This is a genomic window from Streptomyces sp. NPDC001108 (genome assembly GCF_053598535.1).
This window is the reverse complement of record NZ_JBSFKL010000018.1, coordinates 1-17,167: the sequence shown is the minus strand read 5'-3', so window position 1 is coordinate 17,167 and position 17,167 is coordinate 1. Positions and strand designations below refer to the sequence as shown.

Genomic DNA, 17,167 nt, shown 5'->3' with positions numbered 1-17,167 from the left:
AGAAGGGGGGACGGCGCGGATGAGCGGACCCGCACGCTGGCTCGTGCGGCGGCTGGCACTGTCCGTGCTGGTCGTGTTCGGCGCCTCCACGCTCGCCTTCTTCGCACTGCACCTCGTGCCCGGCGATCCGGTCCGCACCATGCTGGGACCGACGATGTCCAGCCCGGAACTGGTCTCCCAGGTCCGCCACGAGCTCGGCTTCGACCAGCCCCTGGCGGTCCAGTACGGGATGTTCCTGGGCCGGCTGCTCCAGGGCGACCTCGGCACCTCCTACCAACACCAGAGCTCGGTATGGGAGTTGCTGACGAGCCAGCTCGGCCCCACCGTCGAACTCGCGCTGGCGGGATTCGGCATCGCGTTCGTCGCGGCGCTGGTGCTGGCCGTTGCCACGGCGGGCCGCCGCCCCGCCGTACGCCGGCTGTCCTCGCTGCTGGAACTGGCCGCCACCTCCAGCCCGAGCTTCTGGGTCGGCGTCCTGCTGCTGAGCCTGTTCTCCTTCCGGCTGCGGATCTTCCCGATCGCCGGCGAGGGAGGACCGGGAGCGCTGGTGCTGCCCGCGGTCACGCTGGCCCTCGGCATGGTGGGCGTCTTCGCCCAGGTCATGCGCGACGGCATGGAACGAGCCCTGGAGGAACCCTTCGTGCTCAGCGCACGTGCCCGCGGCACCGGTGAGACCCGCATCCGCGTCCGGCACGCCCTTCGGCACACGATGGTGCAGATGGTCACCCTCGCGGGCTGGTCCGTGGGGTCCTTGCTCACGGGCGCGGTGATCATCGAGACCGTCTTCAGCCGCCAGGGAGTCGGCCGGATCCTGGCCACCGCCATCGAGAACCGGGACCTGCCCGTGGTGACCGGAGCCGTGGTGGTCTCCGCACTGGTCTTCGCACTGATCAACCTGGCCGTCGACGCCCTCTACCGCGTCCTCGACCCGCGCGTGAGGGAGGTGACGGCATGACCGCCGTACAGCGGGCAGCCGCACTGCCCCGGCCGCGAATCCGCCGGATCCGTCCGGGCACCGTCCTCGCCTCGGCCGTTCTCGTCCTCCTGGTCGTCGCCGTGTTCGTACCCGGCCTGCTCACGGGCTACGACCCCGAGGCGGTCGACCCGGCGAACGCCCTCGCGCCGATCAGCGGTGACCACCTCTTCGGCACCGACCAGCTCGGCCGTGACGTCTTCAGCCGGGTGGTGTACGGAGCGGGCCCCTCGCTCTCCATCGGGATCGGCGCCACGGTGTTCGCGGTGGTGGCCGGAGCACTGCTCGGGGTCCTCGCCGCGATCGGCGGCCGGGTCGTCGACGAGTGCGTCATGCGGGTGACCGACGTCCTCATCGCCTTCCCCGGACTGCTGCTCGCGCTGCTGATGGTGGCGGTGCTGGGCCCCAGCTCCTTCAACGCCACGCTGGCGATCGGCTGTTCGGTGCTGCCGGGCTACGTCCGGCTCGCCCGCGGCCAGGCGCTGGTGGTGCGCCGCTCCGACTTCGTGCGCGCCGCCGTGACGCTGGGCCGCCCCGGCTGGGACATCGGACTGCGGCACCTGCTGCCCAACGCACTGCCACCGCTGATGGTGCTGTCCCTGGTCAACGTCGGCACCGCCATCGTCGCCGGCTCCTCGCTCAGCTTCCTGGGCATGGGGCCCAAACCGCCGGCGCCGGAATGGGGCGTGATGCTCTCGGAGGGCCGGGACTTCGTGGACAGCGCCTGGTTCGCGGCGTTCTTCCCCGGAGCGGCGCTGGCCGTCTCGGTGATGGCCCTCAACGTCGTCGGCCGCCGACTGCAACACCGCTTCGAGGGGAGAATCACCGATGTCTAGCCAGAGCGACCGGCCGACGACGGGCCGGGATTCCGGCGCGCTGCTCACCGTCGAGGGGCTGCGGGTGTCGTTCGCGGCCCGGGGCGGCCGCACGGACGCGGTGCGCGGCATCGACTTCACCCTGCACGCCGGGCAGTGCCTGGCGATCGTCGGCGAATCGGGATCCGGCAAGAGCGTCACGGCCCGCACCCTGGTCGGACTGACCGGACCCGGTTCCCACGTACGGGCGGACCGCCTGGAGCTGGCCCGACCCGAGGCGGGCGCCGCGCCGTGGGACATCACCGCCCTGTCCGCGCGTGACTGGCGCGCGGTGCGCGGTCGCGCGATCGGGCTGGTGCTCCAGGACGCCCTGGTCTCGCTCGACCCGCTGCGGCGGGTCGGCGCGGAGGTCGGCGAGGCGCTGGAGAACCACACCGCCCTGCGGGGCGCCGCCCGTAGCCGGGAGGTGGCCCGGCTGCTCACACGGGCCGGTGTGCCCGAGCCCGAGCTGCGCGCCCGGCAGTATCCGCACGAACTCTCGGGCGGTCTGCGGCAGCGCGCCCTGATCGCCTCCGCGATGGCCGCCGCGCCGGCCGTGCTGGTGGCCGATGAGCCGACCACGGCACTGGACGTGACGGTGCAGGCCAGGATCCTGGAGCTGCTCGCCGAGCAGAAGGCGGCGGGTACGGGCGTGCTGCTGATCAGCCACGACCTCGCGGTGGTGGCGAAACTGGCCGACCGGATCGCCGTCATGTACCGGGGGGTCTTCGTCGAGGAGGGCCCGGTCGAGGATGTGCTCGGGGCGCCGGCCCATCCGTACACCAGGCAGCTGCTGGCCTCGGTGCCCGCCCGGCGCCCCAAGGGCGCACGGCTGTCGGCGCTCCGTACCAACACGTCGGCCGACGGGTCGGTACGGGCCGACGGCTGCCGCTACGCCGCGGGGTGCCCGCTGGTCACCGACGAGTGCCGTAAGGCCGAGCCGTCCCTGCGCCCGGCCGGAACCGGACGGCTCGCACGGTGTCTGCACCTCGGCCGTGTGCAGCCGGTGCCGGAGGACGCCCAGGTGCCGCCCCTCCAGGCCGTCGCCCCGGCCACGGAGCGGAAGCCGGTCCTGGAGATCGACGGAGTCACCAAGCGGTACCGCGGACCTGGCCGGACGGTGCGGACCGCGGTGCGGGACGTCTCGTTCGTCCTGCACGAGGGCGAGTCCCTGGGCGTCCTGGGAGAGTCGGGGTCGGGCAAGTCGACGCTCGCGCAGCTGGCCATGGGGCTGTTGGAGCCGGACGCCGGAACCGTACGGCTGCTGGGGCGCCCGTGGTCGGGGCGGCCCGAGTCCGAGCGCCGGGCGCTGCGCCACCGCATCCAGCTCGTCCAGCAGGATCCGCTGAGTTCGTTCGACCCCCGCCACACCGTCGAGCGGATCCTCGGAGAGGCCCTGGGCGCCCCGGGGCGCAGGTCGGCGCGGGCGAGCCGGAACCGTGCCGCCGAACTGCTCGACCGGGTCGGCCTGGACACGGGGCTGCTCGGCCGGCGCCCCCGGCAGTTGTCCGGCGGCCAGCGCCAGCGGGTCGCGATAGCCCGCGCGCTGGCACCGAAGCCCGAAGTCATCGTCTGCGACGAGCCGGTCTCGGCCCTCGACGTGTCGGTACAGGCGCAGATCCTCGATCTCTTCAACGGTCTGCGAGCAGATCTCGGTGTCTCGCTGGTGTTCATCTCCCATGACCTCGGGGTGATCTACCACACCAGCGACCGGGTGATCGTCACCCGGGCGGGCCGGGTGGTGGAGCACGGGGACGTCGAGGCGGTGTTCCGCGCGCCCCAGGATCCGTACACCAAGGAGCTGCTGTCGGCCCTGCCCCGGCCCAGTACCCCGTTCGACACGGGCCGGGCCCGGGCGTAGGGGGAACCGATGAGCAACTCCGGCCGTCTGCGCGCCTGGTGGGACTCCTTCACGGCGGCGACGGGCCGCGGGCTGATCGGCCTCGGCGGCTACTGGTGGACGGGTCTCGGCCTGCCTCCGCTGGAAGGCTGTCCGGGTACGTGCCCCGTACCGGGGTGCGGGGCCCCCGACTGCCCCGGCGATGCCGGGCGCGAACCGGCGCCGCGGCTGGAGCGGCCGCCGGACGGGCACCCCGAGCGCCTCTGCGCCGACCAGCCGCTGACGGCGGACGAGCTGGTGTTGTGGAAAGGGATTCTGGGCAAATGACCGATCATTTCTGCCCTTTGGCCACGCGGCGGCCGCAGATGCGAAAGAAATGACGCACGGCGGCCCACTGCCACGCCGTCAGCCCGTCAGTTCATGACTTCTCCAGGAGGATCCCCTTGTCGAAGATATCCGCGGCCGATGTCGTCGAGATCCATCAGGTGCTGGGCCTGTTCACCCATGTGATGGACAACATGGAGCTGGACGCGTTGCATCTGGTGGTCACCGAGGACGTGGTCATCGACCCCGTGGGGGAGGGCGAGTCCGACCCCGAGCCCATCCACGGCCGGGAGACCTTCCGTGGTCTGGTGGCACTGCGGACCGGAGCGGCCGCCGACCACCACACGCTCGATCCGGTCGTGCTGGTCGACGACGACGGCACGGTACGGGCGCGCAGTCGCTTCCTGGCGGTGGGGCCCGACGGCTCGGTGAGCAGCGGCGAGTACCGCGATGTGCTGCGCCGCACCCCTGAGGGCTGGCGGATCAGCTACCGCCGGGCCTTCCACCGAAAGCCGCTGGTCATCGCCCCGTCGGCGGGGCTCCCCAGCGGCGCCTGGGGGGCGCACGGCGGGAACGTCCCCACGCTTTCGTGATGGCGTGGCGTCGCCACCATTGTCAAGCGGAGGATGCCTCCGTATAGTCCTTCGCGAAGGCTCGAAGTCGCGTTCCCCGGTTGTTGGGACGAGTTTCTCCGGTTGCCCGTTGCATGCCATCACCCGGGCGGACGCGCGCCTTGCCGAGCACCCTGACCGTATGCCGTACCGACGGAGACACTGATATGAGCGAATCGCGGCGAATACCGCTGTCCGTGCTCGACACCGCCCCGGTGTTCGAAGGGGCCACTCCTACGCAGGCCCTGCGCGGCTCCCTCGCCCTCGCCCCGGAGGTGGAACGTCTGGGCTACACGCGGTACTGGTTCGCCGAGCATCACAACACTCCCAGCCTGGCCACCTCTTCGCCGGCCGTTCTCATAGGCCGCGTCGCGAGCCTGACCAGCACGATGCGCGTCGGCTCCGGCGGTGTCATGCTTCCCAACCACCCGCCGCTGGTGGTGGCCGAACAGTTCGGCACCCTGGAGGCCATGCATCCGGGGCGGATCGATCTCGGCATCGGGCGGGCGCCGGGTACCGACCCGGTCACCGCCAGGGCGCTGCGCAGGGACGCGGCCTTCGACTTCCCCCAGCAGATAGCCGAGCTGGTCGAGTACTTCACCAACTCCGGCTCCGGCCGTCCCGCCTCCGGCATCGCGGCGATCCCCGCCCAGGAGAACCAGCCGCCCCTCTGGATGCTCGGCTCCAGTCCCAACAGCGCGCGATTCGCCGGCGTGCTGGGACTCCCGTTCGCTTTCGCCTTCCACTTCAGCCCGCATGCGGCCGAGGCCGCGCTCGCCGCCTACCGCGACGCCTTCCGTCCCTCGGTGCATGTCGACCGTCCGCACGCGATCCTCGCGGGATTCGGGATCGTGGCGGAGAGCGACGAGGAGGCCGAGTGGCTGTCCGGGCCGGTGAAGCTGTTCACGGCGCGCGGCCGGCTGAACCCCCGCGGACTCTTTCCGCGCCCGGAGGAGGCGGCCGCGTACACCTACTCCAGTGAGGAGCGCGCGCTGATCCGGGAGTTGTTCGGCCCGCAGCTGATCGGCTCGCCGGAGACCGTGCGCAAACAGGCCGTCGAACTGCTGGCCCGCACCGGTGCCGACGAGTTGATGATCGCGACCTCGGTCCACGACCACACCGCGCGGGTGCGCTCCTACGAGCTGCTCGCCGAGGCGCTGGCCCCGGAGGGCATCGGCGGCGGTCTGCGGACCGACATCTAGGGCGTGCTCCGGAAGCAGAGTCGTCCGCCCCGGGCGGACGGGACTTCGGATCCGCTCGTCCATGGCATCGGCGAACAGGTCGTGTGCCGTCCCTGAACGCCAGGGCCCCTGCCCGTCTCCCCCGTCGGGCAGGGGCCCTGTGCTGTGTGCGGGCCCGGACCCTCCGGTGTTCAGGGCGTGCGCAGCCCCTCCATGGTCAGGGTGAGCAGCCGTGTGGCCAGCGGCCCGCTCTCGCTCCTGGACGTGCTGGTCTCCTCCGCCGCCCAGGCAACGGAGTTGGCCAGTGTGTAGAGGTCGGCCGCCGAGACGTCCGGCCGGATCCGGCCCGCCCGCTGTGCGCGCTGGAGGAGTTCGGCCCCCGCGGTGAGTACCGCGCCGCAGGACGGGGAGAGCGGTGATTCCTCGTCGCGTACACCGAGGAGCAGCGCCGCCGCCAGTCCCCGGTATCGCGTCGCGTGCAGGGCCACCGACCGGAGCCAGTCCAGCAGTGCGTCGGCGGGGGCGGGGTGGTCCAGCAGTACGACCGCCTCGCTGTGCAGCGCTTCGAGGCGATCGTGCAGGACGGCCTGGAGCAGCGCCTGCCGGGTGGGGAAGTGGCGGTAGAGGGTGCCGATGCCGACACCGGCCCGGCGGGCGATCTCTTCCAGCGGGGCGTCGGTGCCGTATTCGGCGAAGGCGTCCCTGGCCGTGGCCAGCAGTCGTTCGCCGTTCCGGCGGGCGTCGGCCCGCTGGGGGCGGGGCGGGGTGTCCGGTGCGGGGGAAGGGGTCATCGGAACTCTCCTGAGCCTGTTGCGAATCGGAGGCTGCCTCCGTATGCTACCTAACCGGAGGGTTCCTCAGATTACTGCGCAGTGTCCAGGCCCTCCATCCGCATCGCGTTCTTACAGGTCTGCTCCGCGGCGCGGCGTCGCGGAGCTGCCGATGACGTCAGTGCCGGGCGCACCCCCCGCGCCGCACTTCCCGCTTCCCCGTTACGTGTTGTTCGTTGGAGGTAATTCGATGTCGACCAGCCCGACATCCAAGGTGTCCCCGGCCGCCGGTGGCTCACCACAAGTCAAGCAGCGCACCGGCCTCGTGCTCGCTGTCATCGTCATCTCGCAGCTGATGATCATCCTCGACACCACCGTGGTGACCATCGCGCTGCCGGATATCACGGAGAGCCTGCACCTCTCCGCCACCAGCGGCTCCTGGCTCATCAACGCCTACACCCTCGCATTCGGCGGACTCCTGCTCCTCGGCGGCCGGGCCGGCGACATCTTGGGCAGAAGGCAGGTCTTCATCGCGGGCATCGCCATCTTCACCGCCGCCTCACTACTCGGCGGCTTCGCCCAGAACGCGGGCTGGCTGCTGGCCTGCCGCGCACTGCAGGGCCTCGGCTCGGCCCTGGCATCGCCCACCGCGCTCGCGCTGATCGCCACCAACTTCGAGGAAGGCACGCCGCGCAACCGCGCCTTCGGCCTCTACGCCGCGGTCTCCGGCGCCGGCACGGCCATCGGCCTGATCCTGGGCGGTGTGCTCACCGAACTCGTCTCCTGGCGGTGGGTGTTGTTCATCAACGTCCCCATCGGCGTGCTGGTGCTGCTCGGCGCCGTGTCCATCCGCAACTCCGAGCGAATCGCCGGCCGCTTCGACCTGGGTGGAGCACTCGCCTCCACCGCTGGTGTCACCGCTCTGGTCTACGGGTTCATCCGCATCTCCGAGGAGGGCTGGGGCGACGGAATGGGACTCGGCGCCATCGCGCTGGGTGTCGTGCTCCTCGCGGTCTTCGTCGCCATCGAGCAGAAGGCCCGCCAGCCGATCACACCGCTGCGGCTGTTCGCCAACCGCAACCGCGCCAGCTCGTACCTGATCATGCTGCTGCTGGTGGCCAGCATGCTCGGCATGTGGTTCTTCCTGACCCAGTTCCTCCAGGAGGTCCTCGGCTTCAGCCCGATCAAGGCCGGCTTCGCCTTCCTCCCGCTGACCGCCGCGATCCTGGGCTTCACCCAGGCCTCCACCAAGCTGATCGCCCGCTACACCCCCAAGGCGCTGATCGCCACCGGCGCGGCCATCATGCTCGTCGGCATGGGCTGGTTCACCCGGATCTCCGACGACAGCACCTACCTCTCCGGCGTACTCGGCCCGATGCTGCTCCTCGGCATCGGACTCGGTCTGCTCTTCGTCCCCGCGACCGCCACGGCCATGTCCGCCGTCGCCCCCGAGGACAACGGCGCGGCCTCCGGCCTGGTCAACGTCATGCAGCAGATCGGCGGCTCGCTGGGCCTGGCGATCCTCGTCACCGTCTTCGGTACCGCCACCCGCAACTCCGCCGAACACGTCCCGGCGGGCTCCACCCCGGAGGAGGCGAAGAAGTTCGTGCTCTCCGACGCCATCTCCACGGCCTTCACCGCCGGCGTCATCTTCAGCGCCGCCGTCCTCCTCGTGGCCCTGTTCGCCATCAGCAACAAGAACCAGCAGGCCGCTCACGAGGAGGCGGCGGGCGCCCCCGCCTGATCCACCCGCTTCCCCGTACGCAAGACCGGCTTTGGCGTGAGCGAAGGCCGGACTTAGCCCGCCCCTCCACTGTGGGTGCCGACAGCAGACCGGCAGCGACAGGGAGGGGCGGAGCAGCATGTCTGTGCAGCAATCCACCGAACGGGACGTCGAGAGGCCGGCCGGACCGGCCCCCGGCAGCCGGCTTCCCTCCCTGACCGGACTCCGCTTCGTCGCCGCGGCCCTGGTCTTCCTCCACCACGCCATCTACACCAACGTCTTCGCCGACCCCGACGTGGTGCGCGTGTTCCACGATCTGTTCATCAACACCGGACAGATGGGCGTGGCCTTCTTCTTCGTCCTCAGCGGATTCGTCCTGACCTTCGCCGTGCGGCCCGGCGACACCACGCGCCGCTTCCTGCGCCGCCGCCTGGTGAAGATCTACCCCAACCACGTCGTGACGTTCCTGCTCGCCGCCGTCCTCATCATCCCGGCGCTGCACTGGACCGAAGCGGTTCCCAACCTGCTGCTCGTGCAGACCTGGTGGCCGCGGTACGAGAACCTCTTCAGCGGCAACCCGCTCAGCTGGTCGCTCGCGTGCGAGGTCTTCTTCTACCTCGCCTTCCCGCTGCTGCTGCGCGCAATCCGGCGGATCCGTCCCGAACGGCTGTGGTGGTGGGCCATCGGCACGATGGCGGCCATCGTCGGCGTCACCCTGATCGTTTCCCTCGCGGTACCCGCCACGCCCGCCATGCCCGACGGCCAGCCCGTGGGACTGGTCCAGTTCTGGCTGATCTACACCTTCCCGCCGGTGCGCGCCCTGGACTTCCTGCTGGGCATGCTGCTCGCCCGGATCGTGCTGACCGGCCGGTGGATCCGGCTCGGAACGGCCCCCGCCACCTTGCTGGTACTCGTCGCCTACCTGGCCGGCATGCGACTGCCGTACATCTACGGCCTCAACGCGCTGACCATCGTCCCACTGGCGTTCCTGGTCGCCGCGGCGGCCACCGCCGACCGGGAAGGCCGCACCGGTCTGCTGGGCAGCCGCCCGGCCGTCTGGCTCGGCGAGATCTCCTACGCCTTCTACCTGCTGCACGGCATGCTGCTGATCTGGGGGCGACAGCGGTTGGGCACCGGGAACGTCTACGGTCTGCCCGCCGGCATCGGACTGCTGCTGCTCGCCCTCGTAGTGACCGTGCTGGCCGCAGCGGCCCTGCACGCGTTCGTCGAGCGTCCCATGATGCGGCGCTTCAGCTCCCCGCGCCGCGCCCCCGCACCGGAGCCCACCGAGCCCGTCGAGCCCACCGAGCCAGGCTTTAGGGCGCGCCAAGAAGTCCCTTAGCGCCCGTGAAGACGGTGCTTAGCCGCACCGCACAGGGTGGAACCACGCGGATGAACGGCACGTAGAACACAGGGAGTTGATATGCCGGAAGCGGTGCAGAAGGACGAGGCGGCGGCCCAGGCGCCGAAGGAGCTGGAAGAGCGGATCCGTCGTTGGAGCGTCTTCCAGCCGTGGCTCCAGGAGGATCCCATCCCCTTCTGGAAGGAGCTGCGCGAGCACGGGCCGATCGTACGGTCCGAGGAGTTCGGCGGCTTCTGGATCTTCACTCGCCTGGAAGACATCGAGTGGGCCGCCCACCACCCCGACATCTTCTCCAGCAACGAGCCGACCATCCCCTACCGCACGATGTTCCGGCACAAGCGCATCCCCATCGAGCTCGACGGGGTCGAACACACCGAATGGCGCCGCACCCTCGACGCCGTCTTCAGTACCTCCTTCGTCGACCACTTCACCCCGCAGATCGCCGAGGCTGCCGCCGGACTGGTCGACGCGATCGTGGCCCGGGGCCGCACCGAACTGATCGACGAGTACGCGTTCAAGCTCCCCGCCGAATCCTTCCTGATCACCTTCGGCGTGGGCCGCGAGAAGCTGCCCGAACTGCTGGAGCGCCGCGACTGGGTGCAGCGCAACTGGCTCAACGCCACATCGGACGAAGAACTGTTCGACGCCGCCGCCCCGCTGCACGACTTCATCCGCGCCTCCGTCGAGCGCCGCCGCGCCGAGGGCACCGCCGGCCGCCATGACGTCATCAGCCGGCTGCTGGCGTCCACCTACGACGGCCGCACCCCCACCGACGACGAACTCGTCAACGCACTCGTCGACTCCATGATGGCCAGCCTCGACATCACCAACGCCATGCTGGGTCTCGCCTTCCTCCAGCTCGCCGAACGCCCCGAGCTCCAGGCGCGCGTCGCGGGCGCCACCCCCGACAAGCTCCCCGCCATCGTCGGAGAACTGGCCCGCCACGAACCCGTCATGTCCACCGCCCGTGTCCTGACCCAGGACATCGAGCGGCACGGCATCACCCTCCACAAGGGCGAGCGGGTCTTCCTCTCCTGGGGCATGGCCGGCCTGGACCCCGAGGTCTTCGAGAACCCCGACGAGATCGACTTCGACCGCCCCCAGGAGCGCGTTCCCTCCTTCGGCATCGGCGCCCACCGGTGCCTGGGTGAGAACCTGGCCCGGCGGATCTTCGCCGTCGCACTGCGCGAATGGCACGCCAGGATCCCCGAGTACCACGTCACCGAAGGCACCTCGCCCACCCACTTCTACAGCGGGCTGCGCCGCCTCGGCAGCCTTGACATCAGCTTCGGCTGACGGCCCCGACCGGGCCCCGACAACCCCGCCGCGCCGCCCAGGGCCGGACCTGATGCGAACCACCGAGGAGTAATCAATGAGCAGCCCTGTCCTGATCGCCGGCGGCGGTCCCACCGGCCTGATGCTCGCCGGTGAGCTGGCGCTGGCCGGCGTGCGGAGCGTGGTCCTGGAGAAGCTGGCCACACCCCCGCAGGAGTCGCGCGGCATGACCCTGCACGCGCGCGCCATCGAGACGCTCCAGCAGCGCGGCCTGTGGGACCGCTTCCCCAAGGAAGACATCCCCGAATGGCACCGCGTCCACTTCTCCCTCTTCTGGCTCGACCTGGACGACCTCGGGGAGCACGAGTACACCCTGCTGCTGCCGCAGTGGCGCACCGAACGCTTCCTGGAACAGCGCGCCCTCGAACTGGGCGTCGACATCCGCCGCGGCCACGAGGTGCTCGGCTTCGAGCAGGACGCGGACGGCGTCACCGTACGCGTGGCCACCGCCTCCGGCGAAGAGGAACTGCGCGGCAGCTACCTCGTGGGCTGCGACGGCGGCGGCAGCACCGTACGCAAACTGGCCGGCATCGACTTCCCGGCCAGCGGACACACCTACTACGGCGTCGTCGGCGATGTCGAGATCCCCGATGGCGGCGGCGACCACGTCGCCCCCGGCCTCTACCCGGCCGGAACCTTCGGCATCACCGTCACCTCGCCCGGCCAACACCGCCTGACCGCGATCGAGTTCGACGGAAACCCGCCGCCCAGGGGAACACCGGTCACCCTCGACGAACTGCGGGGCGCCATCCGGCGGGTCATCGACGACGAACCGAAGATCGACAAGGTGCACTGGCTCTCCCGCTTCGTCAACACCACCCGCCTCGCCGCGCAGTACCGCGCCGGCCGGGTCTTCCTCGCCGGCGACTCCGCCCATGTGCACTTCCCCGCGACCGGCCAGGGCCTCAACGTGGGCATGCAGGACGCCATGAACCTCGGCTGGAAACTCGCCGCCGAGATCAACGGCTGGGCCCCCGACGGCCTGCTCGACACCTATCACAGCGAACGGCACCCCGTCGGCCGCGAGGTCTGTATGAACACCCAGGCCCAGATGGCCCTGATGCACCCGCTCGACCGCATCGGCCCGCTGCGTGAACTCTTCGGCGAGCTGGTGCAGTTCGACGAGGTCAAGCGCCACCTCGTCAACATGGTCACCGGCCTCAGCAGCCGCTACGCCATGGACTACACCGACCGGCCGGGCGACGGACCCGAGGCCCATCCGCTGCTCGGTCGCCGCGTCCCCGACGCCCCGCTGGAGACCGCGGGCGACGGCCCGGCCACCGTGTCGCAGACACAGCACGCCGGCCGTCCCGTGGTGCTCGACCTCAGCGGCGGCACGGCGGAGCTCGGCGATCTCAGCGCCTGGGCCGACCGCGTCGAGGTGGTGACCGCCGCCCCCGCACCCGCGATCGAGGCGGCGGTCCTGGTGATCCGCCCCGATGGCCATGTCGCCTGGGCCGACCGCACAGGATCCGACACCGAGGGCCTGCACCTGGCGCTGGGCGCCTGGTTCGGGTCGGCCACCGCCGCCCGCGGCCGGTAACACCTTCCGGCCCCACGCCCGAATCACGTCCCCCGTACCACGTGAACTTGAAGCGGATGGATGCCCCATGGCGAACGAGGACAAGCTTCGCGACTACCTGAAGCGCGTCACAGCCGACCTCGCGCAGACCCGCAAGCGCCTGCGCGAGGTCGAGTCGGAACGAGCGGAACCCCTTGCCATCATCGGCATGGCCTGCCGCTACCCCGGCGGAATCGCCTCGCCGGAGGACCTCTGGCACCTGGTGGCATCCGGGGGCGACGCGATCGGCGACTTCCCGGAGGACCGAGGCTGGGACCTGGACCGGCTCTACGACCCGGACCCGGCCCACACCGGCACCTCGTACGCCCGGGAAGGCGGCTTCCTCTACGACGCCGCCGACTTCGACCCCGAGTTCTTCGGCCTCAGCCCCCGCGAGGCGCTGGCCACCGACCCGCAGCAGCGACTGCTCCTGGAAGCCTCCTGGGAGGCCGTGGAGCGGGCCGGTATCGACCCGGCCACCCTGCGCGGCAGCCGGACCGGTGTGTTCGCCGGTGTCATGTACAACGACTACGCCTCGCGGATCCAGGAGATGCCGCCAGGCCTGGAGGGCTACCTCGGCAACGGCAGCGCCGGCAGCATTGCCTCGGGCCGGGTGGCCTACGTCCTGGGCTTCGAGGGGCCGGCCGTGTCCGTCGACACGGCCTGCTCTTCCTCCCTGGTCTCCCTGCACCTGGCCGGCCAGGCCCTGCGCAACGGGGAGTGCGACCTCGCGCTGGCGGGCGGCGTCACCGTCATGTCCACCCCCTCGACCTTCATCGAGTTCAGCCGCCAGCGCGGCCTGGCCCCCGACGGACGCTGCAAGCCGTTCGCGGCGGGCGCCGACGGCACGGGCTGGGGCGAGGGCGTCGGCCTGCTGCTGGTCGAGCGGCTCTCGGACGCCCGTCGCCACGGCCACGAGATCCTCGCCGTCGTCCGCGGCTCGGCCACCAACCAGGACGGCACCAGCAGCCAGCTCACAGCCCCCAACGGTCCGTCGCAGCAGCGGGTGATCCGGCAGGCCCTGGCGAGTGCCCGGCTGACGGCCGCCGATGTGGATGTGGTGGAGGCGCATGGGACGGGTACGCGGTTGGGTGATCCGATCGAGGCGCAGGCGTTGCTGGCGACGTACGGGCAGGGCCGTGCGCCGGAGAGGCCGCTGTGGCTGGGGTCGGTGAAGTCGAACATCGGGCACACCCAGGCCGCGGCGGGTGTGGCCGGCGTGATCAAGATGGTGCAGGCGATGCGGCACGGGGTGCTGCCGGAGACGCTGCATGTGGATGAGCCGTCGCCGCACGTGGACTGGTCGGCGGGGGCCGTCGAGCTGCTGACGGAGGCGCGGGAGTGGCCCGAGGCGGAGGACCGTCCGCGCCGGGCTGCCGTCTCGTCCTTCGGCATCAGCGGGACCAACGCCCACGTCATCCTCGAACAGGCGCCGACCGAGGAAGCACCGGACGAGGAGGCGCCGGCCGAAGAGGCGCCTGCCGTCGGTGACAGCTCCGCAGCGCTGCCTGTCGGAGGCGTGGTGCCGTGGGTCCTGTCGGCCAGGAACGGCGCCGCCCTGGCCGGCCAGGCCCAGCGGCTCCACCGGCACCTGACCGGTTCCACGGCCCGGCCGATCGACGTCGCGCACTCGCTGCTTGCCACCCGCACACTCTTCGCCGAACGCGCCGTGGTCCTCGGCACCACCCCGAGCGAGTTGCTCGACGGACTGGCCGAGGTCGCCGCCGGCGAGCGGAGCCGGAGCCGCTCGGTGGTACGGGGAGCCATCGGATCGGGTGGTACGGCGTTCTTGTTCGCTGGTCAGGGGAGTCAGCGGGTGGGGATGGGGCGTGGGTTGTATGCGTCGTTCCCGGTGTTCGCGGAGGCGTTCGACGCGGTGGGTGAGGCGTTCGAGGGTCTGCTGGGGCTTCCGTTGGCCGATGCGGTGGGTGAGGGGGTGGTGGACGAGACGGCGTTCACGCAGCCGGGGTTGTTCGCGTTGGAGGTGGCGTTGTTCCGGTTGTGGGAGTCGTGGGGTGTGGTGCCCGATTTTGTGGCGGGGCATTCGGTGGGTGAGCTTGCGGCGGCGCATGTGGCGGGTGTGTTGTCGTTGGGGGATGCGGCGCGGTTGGTGGCGGCGCGGGGGCGGTTGATGCAGGCGTTGCCGGCGGGTGGTGCGATGGTCGCGGTCCGGGCGGGTGAGTCGGTGGTGGCGCCGTTGTTGGAGGGGCGTGCGGGGGTTGCGCTGGCCGCGGTGAACGGCCCGTCGTCCACGGTCGTGTCGGGTGACGAGGCCGCGGTCCTGGAGGTCGCGGGCCTGTTGGAGGAGGCGGGGTACCGGACGCGTCGCCTTACGGTGAGTCATGCGTTCCATTCGCCGTTGATGGACGGGATGCTGGACGATTTCCGTGCGGTCGCGGGTGGGTTGGAGTTCTCGCCGCCCCGTATTCCTGTGGTGTCGACGTTGACGGGTGGGGTGGCTTCGTTCGAGGAGCTGTCGTCGGTGGACTACTGGGCGGCCCATGCCCGTAACGCGGTCCTCTTCCATCACGCGGTACGCACCCTTGAGGGTGAGGGGGTGGGGACGTTCGTCGAGCTGGGTCCGGACGCCACGCTCACCGCCCTCGCCCAGGAGGGAACCGAAGGCGAGGACGCGGTCTTCATCCCGTCCCTGCGCAAGGACGGTCCGGAACCCCGGAACGTCACCGCCGCACTGGCCTCGGCCTTCGCGCGGGGGCTTCCCGTGCGGTGGGAGGCGCTGCTCGGAGAGAGCGGTGCGCGGCCGGTCCCGCTGCCCACGTATGCCTTCCAGCGGCAGCGACTCTGGCTCGACGCTCCCGCCGCCCGATCGGACGCCGCCGGGCTCGGCCTGCAGCCCGTCGGACACCCGCTGCTGAGCGCGGCAGTGTGGCACGCCGACGGTGCGGGCGCGCTGTTCACCGGCCGGGTCTCCCTTCGGAGCCAGCCATGGATCCGTGATCACAGCATTCACGGCACTGTCCTGGTGCCGGGCACCGCCCTCGTCGAGCTGGCGATCCGTGCCGGTGACGATGTCGGCTGCGGCCGGGTCGAAGAACTCACCCTCGAAGCGCCCCTGGCGTTGACCGAGGAGGGCGACACCGGCCTTCAGTTGCTGCTGGGCGCCCCGGACGAGGAGGGGCGCCGGTCCGTCGACATCTACTCCCGGCCGGCGCCCGAGGAGCAGTGGACGCGCCATGCCACCGGACTGTTGAGCCGTGTCTCCTCGGTCGGCGCCATGGCCTCCGAGCCTGCTGCGTGGCCCCCCGAGGACGCCGAGCGGATCCCGATTGAGGGGTTGTACGAGCGGCTGGCTGCCGATGGTTACGGGTACGGGCCGGTGTTCCAGGGGTTGCGGGCGGTGTGGCGGCGGGGTGAGGAGACCTTCGCGGAGGTGGTGCTGTCGGAGGAGGCCGTGCAGGACGCGGACGGGTTCGGGATCCACCCGGCGCTGCTGGACGCGTCGCTGCACGCGCTGCTGCTCGGTTCCTCCGATGAGGCCGAGGAGCCCCTGAGGCTGCCGTTCTCCTGGACGGGAACGGAGCTTCACCGGACCGGAGCACGGTCCGTCCGGGTCCGACTGGTCAAGAAGGGCGGCACCTCGCTCTCCCTGGTCGTCGCCGACACCGAGGGCGCGACCGTCGCGGTGGTCGAGTCCCTCGCGCTGCGGCCGGTTTCGGCCGACGCCCTCGTCGGGGCCTCCCGCGTGCGCCGGGACTCGCTCTTCGCCGAGGAATGGACCACTGTGACGCAGGGCGCCGCCGCTGAGACGCCGTGGCAGCTGCTGTCCGACGTTCCGGACGGCGAAGTGGTCCCGGGGGTCGTGGTGCTGCCGGTCGCCGCGACGGACGCGGAGCACGTGCCCTCGGGAGTTCGCCAGGCGCTGACCGCCGTACTGGAGCCGGTTCAGGCATGGCTGGACGACCCGCGCTTCGACGAGTCCCGGCTCGTCGTGGTGACACGGGGTGCGACGGGCAGTGTGGGCGACGCCGCTGACACGGACCTGGCTGCCGCATCGGTGTGGGGCCTGCTGCGCTCGGCGCAGTCCGAACACCCCGGGCGCATCGTCCTGCTGGACCTGTCGCCCGAGACCGCCCTGGACGAGGCGCTGAACCGTGCCCTTGGCTGCGGTGAAAGCCAGATGTCCTTCTATGAAGACGAGTTGAGGGTGCCGCGACTCCAGCGCGTCCCCGCTCCCACGGGGACACCGGAACTCCTCGACGGTGGTGGTGATGGCTGGACGTTGGTGACTGGGGCGACGGGGACGTTGGGTGGGTTGGTGGCGCGGCACTTGGTGGTTGGGTGTGGTGTGCGTCGGGTGTTGTTGGTGAGTCGTCGTGGTGTGGGTGCTGAGGGTGCTGTGGGGTTGCGTGACGAGTTGGTGGGGTTGGGGGCCGAGGTGGCTTTCGAGGCGTGTGATGTGGGGGTGCGGGAGGAGGTGGTGCGGTTGTTGGCTGGGTACCGGTTGTCGGCGGTGGTGCATGCGGCGGGTGTGTTGGACGATGGTGTGTTCGGGGGTCTGTCTTCTGGTCGTGTGGATGGTGTGTTGCGTCCGAAGGTGGATGGGGCGTGGTATCTGCATGAGTTGACGCGGGATCTCGGGTTGGTGGCTTTTGTTCTGTTCTCTTCGGTTGC

The 17,167-nt window shown here is 70.8% G+C and carries 12 protein-coding genes; 11 read left to right on the top strand and 1 reads right to left on the bottom strand.

Going from position 1 to position 17,167, the window contains the following annotated elements:
- Positions 1-19 precede the first annotated feature (19 nt).
- The 6 genes from ACWC97_RS29440 (at position 20) to ACWC97_RS29415 (ending at position 5,804) form a co-directional block, all read left to right on the top strand.
- Positions 20-955: an ABC transporter permease gene (locus tag ACWC97_RS29440; protein WP_392278311.1), complete on the top strand. Its 936-nt coding sequence runs from the start codon at positions 20-22 to the stop codon at positions 953-955.
- Positions 952-1,809 (top strand): ABC transporter permease, encoded by an 858-nt coding sequence (locus tag ACWC97_RS29435; RefSeq protein ID WP_352279075.1) that lies wholly within the window; start codon positions 952-954, stop codon positions 1,807-1,809. Before ACWC97_RS29440 ends, ACWC97_RS29435 begins: the two co-directional genes overlap by 4 nt.
- A complete protein-coding gene (locus ACWC97_RS29430; protein WP_450652562.1) occupies positions 1,802-3,688 on the top strand; it encodes a dipeptide ABC transporter ATP-binding protein in 1,887 nt (628 codons plus the stop codon). Before ACWC97_RS29435 ends, ACWC97_RS29430 begins: the two co-directional genes overlap by 8 nt.
- 9 nt (positions 3,689-3,697) lie before the next feature.
- On the top strand, positions 3,698-3,994 hold the full coding sequence (locus ACWC97_RS29425) for a DUF6059 family protein (protein ID WP_352279072.1): 297 nt from the start codon (positions 3,698-3,700) through the stop codon (positions 3,992-3,994).
- Positions 3,995-4,110: 116 nt separating this feature from the next.
- Positions 4,111-4,584, top strand: coding sequence for a nuclear transport factor 2 family protein (locus tag ACWC97_RS29420; protein ID WP_450652560.1), 474 nt, complete (start codon positions 4,111-4,113; stop codon positions 4,582-4,584).
- Between the two features lie 185 nt (positions 4,585-4,769).
- Complete coding sequence (locus ACWC97_RS29415; RefSeq protein WP_352279069.1) at positions 4,770-5,804, top strand: LLM class flavin-dependent oxidoreductase; 1,035 nt, start codon at positions 4,770-4,772, stop codon at positions 5,802-5,804.
- Positions 5,805-5,974: 170 nt separating this feature from the next.
- Here the strand turns inward: ACWC97_RS29415 and ACWC97_RS29410 are convergent, their stop codons facing one another.
- Positions 5,975-6,574: a TetR/AcrR family transcriptional regulator gene (locus ACWC97_RS29410; protein ID WP_450652558.1), complete on the bottom strand. Its 600-nt coding sequence runs from the start codon at positions 6,572-6,574 to the stop codon at positions 5,975-5,977.
- Between the two features lie 229 nt (positions 6,575-6,803).
- Between ACWC97_RS29410 and ACWC97_RS29405 the strand changes: the two genes are divergently transcribed.
- The 5 genes from ACWC97_RS29405 to ACWC97_RS29385 form a co-directional block, all read left to right on the top strand.
- The gene (locus tag ACWC97_RS29405) at positions 6,804-8,297 is read left to right on the top strand and encodes an MFS transporter (protein WP_352279065.1); all 1,494 of its coding nucleotides are present in this window, start codon (positions 6,804-6,806) and stop codon (positions 8,295-8,297) included.
- A gap of 118 nt (positions 8,298-8,415) precedes the next feature.
- A complete protein-coding gene (locus tag ACWC97_RS29400; RefSeq protein ID WP_450652555.1) occupies positions 8,416-9,618 on the top strand; it encodes an acyltransferase family protein in 1,203 nt (400 codons plus the stop codon).
- 81 nt (positions 9,619-9,699) lie between these two features.
- Positions 9,700-10,935, top strand: a complete 1,236-nt coding sequence (locus tag ACWC97_RS29395; protein ID WP_450652553.1) for a cytochrome P450 — start codon at positions 9,700-9,702, stop codon at positions 10,933-10,935.
- A 76-nt stretch (positions 10,936-11,011) separates the two neighbouring features.
- The gene (locus ACWC97_RS29390; protein ID WP_385215904.1) at positions 11,012-12,517 is read left to right on the top strand and encodes an FAD-dependent monooxygenase; all 1,506 of its coding nucleotides are present in this window, start codon (positions 11,012-11,014) and stop codon (positions 12,515-12,517) included.
- A 67-nt stretch (positions 12,518-12,584) separates the two neighbouring features.
- The coding region (locus tag ACWC97_RS29385) for a beta-ketoacyl synthase N-terminal-like domain-containing protein (RefSeq protein ID WP_450652551.1) at positions 12,585-17,167 on the top strand (4,583 nt) is incomplete at its 3' end.